The following is a 15,720-nucleotide window of genomic DNA, read 5'->3' as shown; positions in this document are numbered from 1 at the left end:
AGATTACTAAGATATAATTAAATCCTTTATAAAAAAGATGAAAAATTTGATTGGAATTAAGGTGTATGTTAAATCTCTATAATAAAATAAATCCTAGTAGTATTTTTAAATTTTTAATTTTTATTTGGATTCTTTCAATACCATTTAAAAATGCAGTTTTTCAGATTTCAATTGTTTTAATTTCCATATTTTTTCTATATCATCTTTTAAAGACAAGAAGTTTTAACATTCTATTTGATAATTTAAAAGAAACTAAGAATTTATTTATCGGATTTTCTTTTATTATTTTTGCAATGATATTGTCAAATCTACTAAATCCTGAATTTTTAGATAAAAAATCTTGGCATACAATTTTTTCATTTATTTTCAGATATGGATTGATATTAATAATACTTGCATACTTTTATAGATTAGATTTTTTTAAAAAAAAAGATATTATAGTTGTTACTTTATTTTCATTTTTCTTTTTGTTATTAACTGGAGTTTATCAAATAATTCAAGAACCAAATATTGTTATGGGAGAAGGAATAAAAGGTACTCTTAATAATAGAAATGCTTTTGGTTTAATGATGGGAATGGGGTTTGTCACAAGTTTTTATTTATTAAATTATAAAAGAAATTTTGGGTTAGTTCTTTTATTATTATTTTCATTTTTTATGATTTTCTCATTTTCTAGATCTTCTTGGGTTGCTAGTAGTTTTTCTTTTATTATACTTTTAGCATTAAATTATAAAAATATAAAAATTTCTCATATAGTATATTTTTCATTTTTTATGATTTTTTTAGCACTTTTATACTTTAGCTTTGATTCTTTTCAGCATAGATTTGAACAACTTTTAAATGGAAATTCAAGTAATAGAACAACTATTTGGTTATATACTATTGAATTTATAAAAGAAAAGATTTTTTTTGGATATGGATTAAATTCATTTAAAAATTTACCAAATGATTTTTTAAATCAATTTCCTGATCCTCATAATTCAATCTTAGAAATATTACTTTATACAGGATTATTTGGTTTAATCTCTTGTGTATTTACAATTTTTATAGTTTTAAAAAAAATTTATGATAGTAAAAATTTCATTTTATTTCCTATTGCTACTTATTTTATTGTAGTTACACAATTTGATTTTGGTGCTTATGGTTCTAAAGAATTACTTAGTTTTTTAACAATATTTGTTTTTTTTGTTTATGCTGATAGTTTTAGGAAAACTGTATGATATATGTAATTATTATCGTAGTAGCTGTTTTTATATTTTTTTCATTAAGATTTTCATGGTGGAGAAAAGATATATCTTTTTCGTATCCTAGAGTTTTTATGTACCATATGATTAGTGAGCACTTGCCAAAAAATCAATCAAAATTTAATAGACTTAGAGTTAGACCAAAAGAGTTTGAAAAACAATTAATTTGGTTAAAAGAAAATGGATTTAAGAGTTTTACTTTAAGTGAGCTAGTTCAATTAGAAAATATCCCTGAAAAATCTGTAGTATTAACTTTTGATGATGGTTATGAAGATAATTTTACAAATGCTTTTCCTCTTTTACAAAAGTATGGTTTTAAAGCAACGATTTATATTGTACTTAATAGGTTTGAAAATAATTGGGCAACAGATAAAGATTTAGATAAAGCTTCAAGTGAATTGAATAAGGAAAAGATGTTAAATAATGAACAAATTAAAACTATGCTTGAGAGTGGATTAATTGAAATTGGTTCTCATACACTTGATCATGTAAATTTACCAAAATTAAATAAAGAAGAGAAAGAGAAACAATTAATAGAATCTAAAAAACAAATAGAAGAAATTTTTGATATTAAATGTGATTCGTTTGCATATCCATTTGGTTTTTATGATAAAGATTCTGTAGCTATAGTTGAAAAAACAGGTTACACTAATGCAACTACAACTGTAAATGGAGTTTTTGATAAAAATAAATATTCTAATTTTGAAATACCAAGAATTATGGTTAGTGGTAGACAAGGATTATATGCATTTATTTTAAAAATGAAAAAAGGAAGAAATAGATGAAAATTTGTTATTTTTCATGTTCATCTATTTACGGTGGTGTAGAAAAAATTGTTGTTGATTCTCTAAATGAAATTAGTAAATATTATGAATGTGCTTTGATTGTTCCAAATGGTTGTAGATATAAAGATAAAGTCTCTTCAAATGTAAAGATTGTAGAGTATAAATCATATGATAAAAGATATAATCCATTTTTATATTTAGAAGTATTAAATGTGATTAAAAACTATGATATTGTTCATACCCATGGTGCTAAGGCTACACAAATTACTTATTTATTAAATAAAATATCTTCTTTCATACATGTAGCAACAAAACACAATACAAGAAAAGGGAAAATTTTCAATAAAGTTAAAAACGTAATTAGTGTTTCATCTGAAGTTGCAAAAACTATTACTAATCCTAGTAAAGTTTTATATTTTGGGATACAAAAAAGTGAGAATTTAATTTTTGAAAAAAATGAGATTTTTACAATTTTAGCAGTAGGAAGATTAGACCCAATAAAAGGTTTTGATAAATTAATTGAACAAGTTTCAAAGTTAGAATTTGATTTTAAATTGAATATTATTGGTGAAGGTTCTCAAAAACTAAAATTAGAAAAATTGATTATTGATAATAAATTAGAAAAGAAGGTATCACTTTTAGGTTTTAAAAATAATATTCCAGAATATTTGGCAAGTAGTCATCTTCAAGTAATTTCCTCTTTAACTGAAGGTTTGCCTTTGACTTTACTTGAAGGAATAATGAATAGTCCAGTAATTATTTCAACTCCAGTTGGAGGAATTGTTGAAGTTTTAGATAAAGACTATTTAGTAAAAATTGAAGATTTCTCAACTAAAATTAGTGAAATTTACAATAATTATGAAAATATTTGTGAAGATTTTAAATTAAAACATGAGCATTTTAAACAAAAATTTGATTTCAATGACTATTCAAAAAATTTATTAGAATATTACAAAGGTTGTATTAATGCAAAAACATTATAAAATAGTTCATTGTGGTATCTTTAACGAAAAAGATAATGGTAATTTCTTTTATGGACTTGAGAGAAAAATAAGTCATGGATTGATTCAAAATGGACACTTTGTTTATGATTTTAGTTATAGAGATGTAGAGCGAAATTCACGTTTTTTAAGAATAAAAGATAGTGGATTAAAAAAAATGAATCAAAAGCTGATTAATATTTGTAAAAATATAGATGCAGATATTTTATTTTTAGCAAAAGCTGAAAAAATAGATAAAGAGACATTAATTAAAATTAGAGAAATTTTGCCAAATATTAAAATTGTACAATGGTATGTAGATCATTTGTTAGAGAAAGATGAATTTTTTGATAAATTAGATTGTATTGATATTTTTTACTATGCAAATGCAAAAGAGTTACAAAATTTGTCAAAGAAATATCAAAATACAGTTTTTTCATTTTTTCCAAACATTTCAGATCCTGCATTTGATAAAAAATTAGAATCAGAAAAAATAAATGATGTAATATATATCGCAAGAGATTACAATGAAGATGTTAGAACAAAATTTGCAGTTTTATTAAAAGATTTTTGTGACAAAGAAAATATAAAATTGAAAGTATATGCTTCACTTGGAAATCCTGCAATTTTTGGAAATGATTTTCACAAAGCTATAGCTCAAACTAAAATAGCAATAAATTTTAATAGAGATGATAATTTAAATGAAGTTAATCAAGAAAAAATTCTTGGAGCTTCAGATAGAATGGCACAATTTTTAGGTTCAGGAATTTGTACATTTTCTCCTAGAATAAAAGGATTTGAAAAACTTTATAAAGATAAAGAAGAGATTGTCTATTTTGACACACCAAATGATTGTTTTGAAAAATTAAAATATTATTTAAAAGATAAAAATTATGAATTAATTGCTAAAAAAGGTCAAGAAAAAACTTATGAAATAGCAAATGCAAAAAGAGTAACTCAATTTATGTTGGAATTATTGTTTAAAGATGATAAATCAAATAATTATGAGTGGAGTGAATATAAATTTAAACAAGGAAATCAAATATGATAATCTTACATACATTACATTGGGTACAATTTGCTGGAACTGAGAAAGTATGTGTAGATTTGTGTAACGAATTATCAAAAGAACATACAGTTTATTTATTAACAAATGAGAAAATCAAACCTTATTTAGAAGAAAATGTAAATTTTATAGAGTTAGATTTTGAAAAGAATAGATATAACCCATTTTTTTTATATAAAGTTGCAAAAATAGTTGAAAAGATTAATCCAGATGTAATACATATTCATAATACAAAAGAACTTGAAATTATGTATAATGCAAGATTTTTTATGAAGAAAAAAGTACCAATTATTGGTAGTCGTCATAATCCTGTTGTAAAGAAAAAATTCTCTTTGGCTGATTTGGGTGTTGCAGTTTCTGAAGAGACTAGAATTTATACAAATGCAAAAAGAAACATAACAATATTAAATGGTATACCTTTTAAAGAAGTAAGAGAGTTTGAAAATAAAAATAAATTCACTATTGTTGGAGTTGGAAGATTAGCCCAAGTAAAAGGTTTTCATACATTAATTAACGCACTTTCTAAAGTTAATTTTGATTTTAAATTAAATATTGTTGGTGAAGGTGAACAAAAAGAAGAATTATTAAATCTTATCAAATCACTTAAATTAGAAAATAAAATTGAGTTAGTTGGATTTGTAAGAAACGTTCAAGATTATATATATAATAGTGATTTACAAATAATATCTTCAAGTGAAGAAGGCTTGTCTTTAGCTTTAATTGAAGGTATTTTCTATGCTAGAGTACTAGTTGCAACTGATATTGCAAACCATAAAGAGATATTAGGTGAAGAGTTGGTATTTGATAATAGAGTAGATGCTTTTGTTAATAAATTAAATGATGTTTATGAAGATTACAAAAAGTATGAAAAGTTGTTTGGAAAAGTTAAAGAAACTAAAGAAGAATATAGTATTGAAAAAATGGTTAAACAATACGTTGAAGCATATAAAAGTCTTATAAAGTGAAGTAGATGATTTATTTTTTAATATTTTTATTTATTTTAATTTTAATAATTTCTTTACGATATAACTGGTGGAGAATCCCTCAAAGTTATAAAAAAGCTAGAGTTTTAATGTATCACAGTATTCGTGAGCATGTAGGAAATGAAAAACATAATAAGTGGAGAGTGAAACCTCAAGATTTTGAAAAACAGATGAATTGGTTTTATAAAAATAATTGGAAATCATTTACTATTTCGGAACTTTCAAAATTAGATGAAATTCCAGAAAAATCATTTGTAATTACGTTTGATGATGGATATGAGGACAATTATTTAAATGCTTTCCCTATTTTAAAAAAGTATGATTTTAAGGCTACTATTTATCTTGTTCCCAATCAAAAAACAAATCACTGGGAAGAAAAAAATACTTCTGTTTTATCAAATCTTTTAAATGAAAAACAGATTTTAGAGATGCTAAATTCAGGATTAATAGAGTTTGGTTCTCACACTTTATCCCATGTAAATTTATCAACAATAAATGATGAACAACTATTAAATGAATTAAAAAAATCAAAAGAAGAAGTTGAAAAAATTACAAATAAAGAGTGTGAAGCTTTTGCTTATCCTTACGGAAAATTTGATGATAAAATTGTTCAAGCAGTTAAAAATGTTGGATACAAAAATGCCACAGTTGTAAAAAGAGGTTTATTTGAAGAAAATGATGATGTATTTACAATTAAAAGAGTTGGAATTTTAGGAACAGAGAATTTTGTGGATTTTTTATTAAAAGTATCAAGAGTTAGGAATAAATTATGATTAAAGCCTCTGTTTATATCATTTGTAAAAATGAAGAAAAACATATAAAAAGAGTTCTGGAAAGTGTTAAAGATTTTGATGAAATTGTAGTCGTTGATAGTGGAAGTACGGATAATACTTTAAATATTGCAAAAGAGTATACAAATAAGATTTTTCATCAAGATTGGCTAGGATTTGCCAAGCAAAAAGAGTATGCAAAAAGTTTATGTCAAAATGAATGGGTTTTAAATTTAGATGCTGATGAACAATTAACAGAAGAATTAAAAAAAGAGATTGAAAAAGTAATTGAAGAGAATAAAATAGATGGTTTAGATATAAAAATATCAAGTCAGTTTTTAGGAAAATTTAATAGTGAAAAATCAAAATTTAATAGAAGAATTAGATTTTTCAGAAAAAGTGTAGGACATTATCCTGATAAATTAGTTCACGAGTCAATTCTTGTAAAAGGTAAAATAAACAAAGCTAATGGATTTATTTATGATTACGGAACAATGGATTTAAAGACACATTTAAGTAAAATTAATGAATATTCAAGTTTAAGAGCTGATGAGAAATTTGCAAAAAATAAAAAAGCTTCATTTGCTAAATTACTTTTTGTTTTTCCTCTTTCATTTTTTAAATCATTTATTATTAAAAGAGGATTTTTAAACGGTATGAGAGGTTTTATTGCAGCAATGAATAATTCATTTTACGCATTTTTGAAAGAAGCAAAACTGTATGAATTAAATAATAAAAGTGAAGAAAAATAATTTATGAAAAAAACATCTATTTCTTACAAATCATCAAATTTATTAATAGAAAATCTAAAAAAACAAGAAAATATTGAAGTTCTAAAAAAAGAGAATTTTATAAGTTCTTTATTTGGCAAAAAAAAATATGCAGATGTATATTTTCATAGTGGAAATTTAGATGAAAAGTCTATTGAAAATATTAAAAATTCAAAAATCACAATTGTAAATTCTTTTGCATCTATGAACTATATTATTGCCAAAACAAAGATTTCCCATGAAAAAATAAAGGTTATTTATCCTTCAATCAATATTGAATATAAAAAAACAAAAGAGGTAAAAATTAAACTTTGTGAAGAGTTAAATATAGATCCTAAAACTAAACTTATTTTATTTACAGCAAAGAACTTTAAAACTTCGGGAGTTAAAGAGTTTTTAGATATTTGTTCTTCTATAACTTATTCAGATTTTAAAATTATAATCGCTGGTGAACAAAAACAGATAACTGCTTTGCAATTTCAACTTCCAAAATATCAAAATTTACAAGATAAAATTATATTATTAGAAAATTACAAAAATATTGATGATCTATTTTTAGCTTCAGATATTTTTTTATTACCAACTTATAATAAAACTTTTTCATCAAATATTTTAAAAGCGATGTATTGTAAATGTGTGGTTTTTTTAAGTATTGATAATGATGCAAAAGAGGTTGTAGATGTTTTTGCTTCAATGGATTCACCAACAGATCCAAGTATTGCGTTTAAAATAGATGCTGTTTTATTAGATAAAAATGAGTTAAAAAAAATAAAAAAAGAGAATAAAAAATTAGCAAAAGAGTTCGAATTAGAGGCAAATTTGAATAAAATGAATTTTATCCTAGAAAATGTTTAAATTTGCCTTAAGAAATTTAAGATACAATACGCAAATATTTTTCACTACGTAAGGAAGACAAATGTCAAGAAAATGTGCAATTTCTGGAAAAGGACCAATGGTTGGTAACAACGTAAGTCACGCAAAAAACAGAACTAGAAGAAGATTTTTACCAAATATTAGAACAGTTAGAGTTACATTAGAAGATGGAACAACAACTAAGTTAAAAATTTCTGCAAAAGAGTTAAGAACTCTTAAAAAACACTCATAAGAAGGCGCTAGAATAGTGCTTTCATGAGCATCTTTAGTAAGATCAAAAAAACTATTGGCTGGGAAATAAGAGCAGCCAAACCCCAATATGATTTAAATCCACTTATTTATGCCCAATTAAAACCTTTTAGATTACCATTAATCCTTATTCAACTTGTTATGATGATAGGAACTCTAGGGTATGTTTATATTGAAGATTATTCAATTATGCATGCAATTTTCCAATCAGCTTATACTTTTACTACTACTGGATTTGGTGCATTAAATGAAGCAAATTTTAGTAATCAAGGTATTGTTTTTACTGTAACACTTATGATTGCAGGATTTTTGATTTTAACATTTTCTGTGGGTATTGTAATTGATGTTATTGCAAATGGTTCATTATTAGAGTTATTAAAGGAAAGAAAAATGCTTTATAAAATAGCAAGGTTAAGACGTCATTTCGTAATATGTTATCACAATGAATATACAGCTCAATTAGCTAGACAATTTAGAGACAATCATATCCCTTTTGTTGTTGTTGATCCAAGTGATGATATTGAACAAATTGCAAAAGAACACAATTATCCATATTATGTAAAAGAAGAACCATATAAAGAGATTGCCTTTTTAAAATCACATTTGAGTTCAGCAAAAGGAGCAATCTCATTATCTAAAAATATTTCAGATAATATTACTTTAATTGCTTCTGTTAGACTTTATGAAAAAGAGTTAGGAAGACCACCATTTTTGATTATTTCAAATGCAGAAACACAAAATGAAAAAATAAGGCTAAAAAAGCTTGGAGCTGATAAAGTGGTTGCTACACCATCTTTAATGGCAAAAAGAGTAACTGCCATGGCAATAAGACCAGATATGGAAAATGTTCTTGAAGAGTTTTTATATAAAAAAGATACTCCAATTGATATGGAAGAAGTTTTTGTAAGAGAAAATTCATGGGTAATAAATAGAGAATTGAAAGATTTAAGATTAAGAGATATATTAAAAGTTTCTGTTATTGGTATAACTGAAGATAATGGAAAATTTATCCAAATGCCAAAAGGTACAACTTCTATAAATACTAATTGCAAGTTATTATTAGTTGGTTCTCAAAGAGGAATAGCAAGAGCTAAAAGAATTATAAATTTAACAAAACAACCAGAGGATATATAAAATGTTTACTATTTTACCAATAAAAGGTTATATTGATCAAATTGATGGATTTTATTGTGATGGAATTCATGCAGGTCTTAAACCAAATGGAAATAATGATTTAGGATTTATTTATACAAAAGAGGCTTGTACTGTTGCAGCTGTTTTTACAGAAAATAGATTTCAAGCAGCACCTTTAAAACATTTTTTACAATATGGTGAAAATTTCAAAACAAATTTTGTTTTAATAAATTCAAAAAATGCAAACGCTTTAACAGGTAAAAAAGGTATTGAATCTATTAATACTCTATTTTCTCAACTTGATTTTGGCTCTTTAGAACTTATTAATCCAGTTATGAGTAGTACAGGAGTTATTGGAAATCCCTTACCAATTGAAAAATTAGTAACAGGTGCTAAAAAATTCGATTTAACAGCTAAAAATGGTGAAAACTTATCAAAAGCAATTATGACAACGGATGCATATCCTAAAACTTGTATTTATGAAGTGAAACTTGAAAACGGAACTTCATTTAAAATTGGTGCTGTTGCAAAAGGTGCAGGAATGATAAATCCAAACTTAGCAACAATGTTATGTTTTATTTGTACAGATGCAGCTGCTCCTTATGAAGATATTAAAGAGGCTTTAAATATAAATAAAGAGACAACTTTTAATGCTATTTCTGTTGATGGAGATACTTCTACAAACGATACGGTTATGGTTTTAGCAAATGGAAAATCAAATTCTTATGATAAAGAAGCATTTAAAGAAGCCTTAAGACTTGTAATGCATGATATGGCAATGTTAATGGTTGCAGATGGAGAGGGCGCTAAAAAAGTTGCTGCATTTGAAGTTATAAATGCAAAAGATGATAAACAAGCTGAAATTGCTGCGAAAGCTTTATCAAATTCACTTTTAGTAAAAACAGCTCTTTTTGGAGAAGATCCAAATTTTGGAAGAATTGCTTCAACTATTGGAGCTTCAAGAATTGATTGTGATGATGAAAAATTAGTGATTTCATATAATGATGTTGTTGTATTCAATAAGGGAGAGATTTGTTTTGATGCTCAAACTGAAGCAAAAGCGGCTGAAGTTTTAAAAAAAGATAAATATAAAATTATTTGTGATATTGGTTTAGGTGATGGTAAATTCACTGCATATGGGTGTGATTTAGGTTACAAATATGTAGAAATTAATGCTGATTATAGAAGTTAATGTATTATTTTTTTACAAAAGATTAAGTACTTAGATTGTATAATCGCCCAATTCAAATTTAAACATATAGGATACAAGAATGTTTCACGAATATAGAGATGTAATTACAGAGTTAAAGCAAAAAGATGCACATTTTCATAAACTTTTTGAGAAGCACAATGAGTTAGATGATTTAATTGCTAAACTTGAAGAATCACATGCTGATCAATTTGAAATTGAATCTAAGAAAAAAGAAAAATTAAAATTAAAAGATGAAATTTATTCTATTATTGTAAAACACAACAACGAAAAATAATTTTTAATTTTAGTTAAAAATATAAGGGGATGAAAGTTTGACTTTTGTCCCCTTTTTTTATAATTTAATTTTATTAAAATTTATTACAAGAAGTGCTAAGCGCAATTTAGATACAATAATCCAATTTTATATTACAAAGGCCTTTTTTTATGGAAAACCTTTTCGAAAATCAAGATATTATAGACATAAATATTGAGGACTCAGTTAAAGCCTCTTATTTAGATTACTCTATGAGTGTTATTATTGGTCGGGCATTACCCGATGCAAAAGATGGTTTAAAACCTGTTCATAGAAGAATCTTATATGCTATGCATGATTTAAGTATTACTTCAAAATCAGCTTATAAAAAATCAGCAAGAATTGTTGGAGATGTTATTGGTAAATACCATCCTCATGGAGATACTTCTGTTTATGATGCACTAGTAAGAATGGCTCAAAATTTCTCAATGAGAGCCCCATTAGTTGATGGACAAGGAAACTTCGGTTCTATTGATGGTGATAGTGCAGCTGCTATGAGATATACGGAAGCTAGAATGACTAGAATTGCTGAAGAAGTATTAAGAGATTTAGACAAAGATACTGTAAATTTTGTTCCAAATTATGATGATACAATGAAAGAGCCTTCAGTTCTTCCTACAAGAGTTCCTACACTTTTATTAAATGGAAGTGAAGGAATTGCTGTTGGTATGGCTACTAAAATTCCTCCTCATAATATTAATGAGTTATTAAATGCTGTTTTATACACAATTGATAATCCAGATGCAACTGCTGATGAATTAATGCAATTTATTCAAGGTCCAGATTTCCCAACGGGTGGAACTATTTTTGGTAGACGTGGAATTATTGATGCATATAATACTGGACGAGGAAGAGTTAGAATTAGAGCTAAACATCACATTGAAACAAGAGGTAAAAAAGAGATTATAGTTCTTGATGAATTACCTTATCAAGTGAATAAAGCAAGATTAATTGAGCTTATCGCAAACCTTGCAAAAGATAAACAAATTGATGGTATTTCAGAAGTTAGAGATGAGTCTGATAGAGAAGGTATTAGAGTTGTAATTGAGCTTAAAAAAGATGCAATGAGCGAGATTGTTTTAAATAATCTTTATAAATCAACTCCAATGGAAACAACTTTTGGGATTATTTTATTAGCAGTTTATAATAAAGAGCCAAAAGTATTTAATTTACCTCAATTATTAAATATTTTCTTATCTCATAGAAAAACTGTAATTATTAGAAGAACAATTTTTGATTTAGAAAAAGCAAAAGCTAGAGCTCATATTTTAGAAGGTTTAAAAATTGCTTTAGACAATATTGATGAAGTTGTTAAAATCATCAGAGCAAGTGCAAACGATCAAGAAGCAAAAGATAGTTTACAAAATAGATTTGGTTTAAGTCCAATTCAATCTCAAGCTATTTTAGATATGAGACTTGGAAGATTAACAGGTCTTCAAAGAGATAAACTTGAAGCTGAATATGCTGAACTTATGATATTAATTGCAGAATTAGAATCAATTCTAAAATCTGAAGAGAAATTAAATGAAATTATCAAAGAAGAATTAACTGAAATCCAAGAAAAATTCTCAAGTGATAGAAGAACAGAAATTGAAGATTCATATGATGAAATTGATGTTGAAGATTTAATTCCAAATGAGCCAATGGTAGTAACAATTACTCATAATGGATATGTAAAAAGAGTTCCAATTAAATCTTATGAAAAACAAAAAAGAGGTGGTAAAGGTAAAGTTGCCGTTACTACTCATGATGATGACTTTATCGAAAAATTCTTCGTAAGTAATACTCATGATACTTTAATGTTTGTTACAAATATGGGGCAATTATATTGGTTAAAAGTTTACAAAATTCCTGAAGGAAGTAGAACTGCAAAAGGTAAAGCAGTTGTTAACTTAATCAATTTAAGACCTGATGAGAAGATTATGGAGATTATTCCAACTCCTGATTTTGATGAATCTAAATCTTTAGTATTCTTTACAAGAAATGGAATTATCAAAAGAACATCATTAAATGAATTCTCTAATATCAGAAGTAATGGAGTAAGAGCTATCGTTCTTGATGATGCAGATGAGATAGTAACAGCAAAAATTGCTGATGTACAAACTCAATATATTATGATATTTACAAGTCTTGGTCAATGTATTAGATTTGAACTTGATAAAACAAGAGACCAAGGAAGAAGCACAAGAGGAGTAAGAGGTATTAAATTTAAAATTGATACTGACTTTGTTGTTGATGCTGATGTAATTAATCATGAAGATCAAGAGATTTTAACAGTTTCTGAAAAAGGAATTGGAAAACGAACAACAGTTGAAGAGTACAGACTTACAAATAGAGCTGGTTCTGGAGTTATTGCGATGAAACTTTCTCCAAAAACTGGAAATATTGTTGGGGAAGTTTTAGTTGATGATTCACAAGATTTAATGTTATTAACTTCAATTGGAAAAATGATTAGAGTTGATATGAATACAATTAGAAAAGCTGGAAGAAACACTTCTGGTGTAATAATTGTAAATGTTGATAAAGATGATAAAGTTGTATCAATTGCAAAATGTCCAAAAGAGGATGAAGAGATAGAACTTGATGAAAATGGAAATGTGATTAGATACAATGAAGATGGAGAAATTTTAGAAACAAATACTGAAATTTCTACAAATGTAAAAAATCAAACTTTATTAGATGTTTTAGAAAATAATGATAATTTAGAAAAAGATGAGGAAGAGTAAGAGATGAGAAAGTTTAATGTTGCAGTTGTTGGAGCAACTGGTGCAGTTGGTGAAGAGTTATTTAGAGTTTTAGAAGAAGTAAATTTCCCAATAAATAAATTAATACCATTAGCTAGTGCAAGAAGTGCAGGTTCTAAAATTGAATATATGAACAAAGAAGTTACAGTTTTAGAATTAACTGAAACTGTTTTTGAAGAAAATGATGTTGAAATTGCATTTTTTAGTGCAGGTGGGAGCGTTTCTGAAAAATTTGCAAAATTTGCAGTTGAAGCAGGGGCAGTTGTAATTGATAATACAAGTCACTTTAGAATGGATCCAAAAGTTCCATTAGTAGTTCCAGAAGTTAATCCAGAAGATATTAAATTATGGAAAGATACAGGAATTATTGCAAATCCAAATTGTTCAACAATTCAAATGGTTCAAAGTTTAAAACCTTTAGATGATTTATATGGAATTAAAAGAGTTGATGTTTCAACTTATCAAGCTGTTTCAGGTGCTGGAAAAACTGGTATGGAAGAACTTGTAAAACAAATGCAAGATTTTTTTGCATTTAGATTAGATGAAACAGAAATTAAAGCTTTTCCTTATCAAATAGCTTTAAATGTAATTCCTCAAATTGATGTTGCAAAAGAGAATGGATTTACTAAAGAAGAGATGAAAATGGTAAATGAAACTCAAAAAATTATGCACAAAAATATTCAAGTTGCAGCAACTTGTGTAAGAGTTCCAGTTTTAAGATCTCATAGTGAGTCAATTACAGTTACTTTTGGTGAAAATGTAGAAGTTAATTTAGATGATGTAAGAGAAGCTTTAAATAATTTTGAAAATCTAAAAGTAATTGATGATTTACCAAATAAAAAATATCCAATGCCAATTATTTCAACTGACACTGATTATACGTATGTTGGAAGAATTAGAAAAGATGTTTATGCTTCAAACATTGTTCACTATTTTAACGTAGCTGACCAAGTAAGAGTAGGGGCTGCAACAAATGCAGTTAGAATCGCTCTTAAATGGATAGATATGGAAAACGATATTTAATATGTTAGAAAAATTTTTTGAAACTACAATGTGGCAAGCAAGACTTTTTGTTTTGCTTGCGGTAATATTTGGATTATTAGGTTCGATAATACTTTTTATTGTTGCTTCAATGGATATTTACGAAGTTATTAAATATGCAGCTGATGTATATATAAATGGATTACATCCAGAAGATTTTCATGAAGAGATTGTAAGTAAGATAATAGGTGCTGTTGATTTATATTTAATTGCAGTTGTTATGCTTATTTTTGCATTTGGTATTTATGAACTATTTATTTCTAAAATAGATGCAGCTGAATCAAGTGGTAGCAATATTCTTGCAATTCACTCTTTAGACCAACTAAAAGATAAAATTGCAAAAGTAATTGTTATGGTATTAATTGTAAGCTTTTTCCAAAAAGTTTTACATACAAAATATGATGGTGCATTAGAGATGCTTTATTTTGCAGTTTCAATAGCACTATTATCTTTAGGACTTTATTTTTTAAATAAAGTAGGAAAACATTAAATAATTTGTCCCTTAAAATAGGGACTATTTTAAGGATTAAAATGTCAAAAATTTTTGTAGATGCATGTTTTAGAAAAGAGACTCCTTATACTCCTGTTTGGATGATGAGACAAGCTGGAAGATATTTACCAGAATATATGGAAGTTAGAGCAAAAGCTGGAAACTTTTTAAATTTATGTCACAATCCAGAACTTGCAGCTGAAGTTACAATTCAACCTTTAGATATTGTTGGTGTTGATGCAGCTATTTTATTTAGTGATATTCTAGTTGTTCCAAATGAAATGGGAATGAAATTAGATTTTTTAAAAGGTGAAGGTCCAGTTTTTGATAAACCAATAAAAACAGAAGAAGACTTAGATGCTTTAATTGGTGGTGAAGAAGCTGCAAATAAATTAACTTATGTTTATGAAACTATTAAAATTTTAAAACAAAGATTGCCAGAAGATAAAGCTTTAATTGGATTTACAGGTGCTCCTTGGACACTTGCTACTTATATGATTGAAGGCCAAGGAACAAAAACATACAATCTTTGTAAAAAAATGATGTATTCGAATCCAGAATTTTTACATAAAATCCTTAGACGTGTAACTGATGTAGTTAAGTTTTATATGGAAAAACAAATTGAAGCTGGAGTTGATGTAGTTCAAATCTTTGATTCATGGGCAGCAGCAATTGAACCAGCACGTTATGATGAATTTTCATGGAAATATATGGTAGAAATTGCTGAATATTTAAAAGAGAAATATCCACATATTCCAGTTATTATGTTCCCAAAAGGAATAGCTGCATTTATTGAAAGAGGTTTAGTTTATGGAAACTTCGATGTATTTGGAGTAGATTGGGGAACACCAATGGCTCTTGCAAAAGAAAAATTAGGTGAGAAATATGTATTACAAGGAAATATGGAACCTTGTAGATTATATGATAAAGTTGCTACAACTATGTGTGTTGAAGCAATTCAAAACATAATGAAAGGTGAAGGACATATTTTCAATCTTGGTCATGGAATTTTACCTGATGTTCCTGTTGAAAATGCAATTCACTTTGTAAAAGAGTGTCAAAGAGTTTCAAAAAAAGCATAAAACA

General features: G+C 26.5%; 16 protein-coding genes. All 16 read left to right on the top strand.

Translation table 11 applies throughout. The features are described from left to right. The first annotated feature begins 299 nt into the window (after positions 1 to 299). The 16 genes from AELL_RS10975 to hemE all read left to right on the top strand — a co-directional run bounded on the left by AELL_RS10975 (position 300) and on the right by hemE (position 15,716). Complete coding sequence (locus AELL_RS10975; protein ID WP_164967251.1) at positions 300 to 1,220, top strand: O-antigen ligase family protein; 921 nt, start codon at positions 300 to 302, stop codon at positions 1,218 to 1,220. After that, positions 1,217 to 2,029 (top strand): polysaccharide deacetylase family protein, encoded by an 813-nt coding sequence (locus tag AELL_RS10970; protein WP_118917995.1) that lies wholly within the window; start codon positions 1,217 to 1,219, stop codon positions 2,027 to 2,029. Before AELL_RS10975 ends, AELL_RS10970 begins: the two co-directional genes overlap by 4 nt. Continuing rightward, positions 2,026 to 3,012, top strand: coding sequence for a glycosyltransferase (locus AELL_RS10965; protein WP_118917994.1), 987 nt, complete (start codon positions 2,026 to 2,028; stop codon positions 3,010 to 3,012). The genes AELL_RS10970 and AELL_RS10965 overlap by 4 nt, the downstream gene beginning before the upstream one ends. Then, positions 2,996 to 4,057, top strand: coding sequence for a glycosyltransferase family protein (locus tag AELL_RS10960; RefSeq protein WP_118917993.1), 1,062 nt, complete (start codon positions 2,996 to 2,998; stop codon positions 4,055 to 4,057). Before AELL_RS10965 ends, AELL_RS10960 begins: the two co-directional genes overlap by 17 nt. Continuing rightward, positions 4,054 to 5,040, top strand: coding sequence for a glycosyltransferase (locus AELL_RS10955; protein WP_118917992.1), 987 nt, complete (start codon positions 4,054 to 4,056; stop codon positions 5,038 to 5,040). The genes AELL_RS10960 and AELL_RS10955 overlap by 4 nt, the downstream gene beginning before the upstream one ends. A 5-nt stretch (positions 5,041 to 5,045) precedes the next feature. Then, the gene (locus AELL_RS10950) at positions 5,046 to 5,831 is read left to right on the top strand and encodes a polysaccharide deacetylase family protein (RefSeq protein ID WP_118917991.1); all 786 of its coding nucleotides are present in this window, start codon (positions 5,046 to 5,048) and stop codon (positions 5,829 to 5,831) included. Then, a complete protein-coding gene (locus AELL_RS10945; RefSeq protein ID WP_118917990.1) occupies positions 5,828 to 6,580 on the top strand; it encodes a glycosyltransferase family 2 protein in 753 nt (250 codons plus the stop codon). Before AELL_RS10950 ends, AELL_RS10945 begins: the two co-directional genes overlap by 4 nt. Positions 6,581 to 6,583: 3 nt before the next feature. Then, entirely contained in the window at positions 6,584 to 7,453 is an 870-nt protein-coding gene (locus AELL_RS10940) for a glycosyltransferase (protein ID WP_118917989.1), read from the top strand. Positions 7,454 to 7,514: 61 nt separating this feature from the next. Then, positions 7,515 to 7,703 (top strand): 50S ribosomal protein L28, encoded by a 189-nt coding sequence (rpmB, locus tag AELL_RS10935; RefSeq protein WP_014474993.1) that lies wholly within the window; start codon positions 7,515 to 7,517, stop codon positions 7,701 to 7,703. A 23-nt stretch (positions 7,704 to 7,726) separates the two neighbouring features. Beyond that, the gene (locus tag AELL_RS10930; protein WP_118917988.1) at positions 7,727 to 8,854 is read left to right on the top strand and encodes a potassium channel family protein; all 1,128 of its coding nucleotides are present in this window, start codon (positions 7,727 to 7,729) and stop codon (positions 8,852 to 8,854) included. A gap of 1 nt (position 8,855) precedes the next feature. Next, a complete protein-coding gene (gene argJ / locus AELL_RS10925) occupies positions 8,856 to 10,046 on the top strand; it encodes a bifunctional glutamate N-acetyltransferase/amino-acid acetyltransferase ArgJ (RefSeq protein WP_118917987.1) in 1,191 nt (396 codons plus the stop codon). A 79-nt stretch (positions 10,047 to 10,125) separates the two neighbouring features. Continuing rightward, the gene (locus tag AELL_RS10920) at positions 10,126 to 10,341 is read left to right on the top strand and encodes an HP1242/YdcH family protein (protein WP_118917986.1); all 216 of its coding nucleotides are present in this window, start codon (positions 10,126 to 10,128) and stop codon (positions 10,339 to 10,341) included. 149 nt (positions 10,342 to 10,490) lie between these two features. After that, positions 10,491 to 13,085 carry a DNA gyrase subunit A gene (gene gyrA / locus AELL_RS10915; protein WP_118917985.1) on the top strand — a complete coding sequence of 865 codons (2,595 nt, stop codon included), beginning with the start codon at positions 10,491 to 10,493 and terminating at the stop codon, positions 13,083 to 13,085. A gap of 3 nt (positions 13,086 to 13,088) precedes the next feature. Beyond that, complete coding sequence (locus AELL_RS10910) at positions 13,089 to 14,126, top strand: aspartate-semialdehyde dehydrogenase (RefSeq protein ID WP_118917984.1); 1,038 nt, start codon at positions 13,089 to 13,091, stop codon at positions 14,124 to 14,126. A 1-nt stretch (position 14,127) separates the two neighbouring features. Beyond that, entirely contained in the window at positions 14,128 to 14,634 is a 507-nt protein-coding gene (locus tag AELL_RS10905) for a YqhA family protein (RefSeq protein ID WP_118917983.1), read from the top strand. A 41-nt stretch (positions 14,635 to 14,675) separates the two neighbouring features. Further along, a complete protein-coding gene (gene hemE, locus AELL_RS10900) occupies positions 14,676 to 15,716 on the top strand; it encodes a uroporphyrinogen decarboxylase (RefSeq protein ID WP_118917982.1) in 1,041 nt (346 codons plus the stop codon). The last annotated feature ends 4 nt before the right edge of the window (positions 15,717 to 15,720 follow it).

Source organism: Arcobacter ellisii, from assembly GCF_003544915.1.
In the GTDB taxonomy this organism is placed as follows: Bacteria; Campylobacterota; Campylobacteria; order Campylobacterales; family Arcobacteraceae; genus Aliarcobacter; species Aliarcobacter ellisii.
Note: the sequence above shows the minus strand (reverse complement) of the source record. Positions and strands in the feature narration are given on the sequence as shown.

Coding starts and splice junctions, on each gene's coding strand:
- rpmB (WP_014474993.1), top strand. CDS start 7,515: ATGTCAAGAAAATGTGCAATTTCTGGAAAAGGACCAATGGTTGGTAAC.
- AELL_RS10940 (WP_118917989.1), top strand. CDS start 6,584: ATGAAAAAAACATCTATTTCTTACAAATCATCAAATTTATTAATAGAA.
- hemE (WP_118917982.1), top strand. CDS start 14,676: ATGTCAAAAATTTTTGTAGATGCATGTTTTAGAAAAGAGACTCCTTAT.
- AELL_RS10920 (WP_118917986.1), top strand. CDS start 10,126: ATGTTTCACGAATATAGAGATGTAATTACAGAGTTAAAGCAAAAAGAT.
- AELL_RS10905 (WP_118917983.1), top strand. CDS start 14,128: ATGTTAGAAAAATTTTTTGAAACTACAATGTGGCAAGCAAGACTTTTT.
- AELL_RS10910 (WP_118917984.1), top strand. CDS start 13,089: ATGAGAAAGTTTAATGTTGCAGTTGTTGGAGCAACTGGTGCAGTTGGT.
- AELL_RS10970 (WP_118917995.1), top strand. CDS start 1,217: ATGATATATGTAATTATTATCGTAGTAGCTGTTTTTATATTTTTTTCA.
- AELL_RS10955 (WP_118917992.1), top strand. CDS start 4,054: ATGATAATCTTACATACATTACATTGGGTACAATTTGCTGGAACTGAG.
- argJ (WP_118917987.1), top strand. CDS start 8,856: ATGTTTACTATTTTACCAATAAAAGGTTATATTGATCAAATTGATGGA.
- AELL_RS10965 (WP_118917994.1), top strand. CDS start 2,026: ATGAAAATTTGTTATTTTTCATGTTCATCTATTTACGGTGGTGTAGAA.
- gyrA (WP_118917985.1), top strand. CDS start 10,491: ATGGAAAACCTTTTCGAAAATCAAGATATTATAGACATAAATATTGAG.
- AELL_RS10960 (WP_118917993.1), top strand. CDS start 2,996: ATGCAAAAACATTATAAAATAGTTCATTGTGGTATCTTTAACGAAAAA.
- AELL_RS10930 (WP_118917988.1), top strand. CDS start 7,727: ATGAGCATCTTTAGTAAGATCAAAAAAACTATTGGCTGGGAAATAAGA.
- AELL_RS10945 (WP_118917990.1), top strand. CDS start 5,828: ATGATTAAAGCCTCTGTTTATATCATTTGTAAAAATGAAGAAAAACAT.
- AELL_RS10950 (WP_118917991.1), top strand. CDS start 5,046: ATGATTTATTTTTTAATATTTTTATTTATTTTAATTTTAATAATTTCT.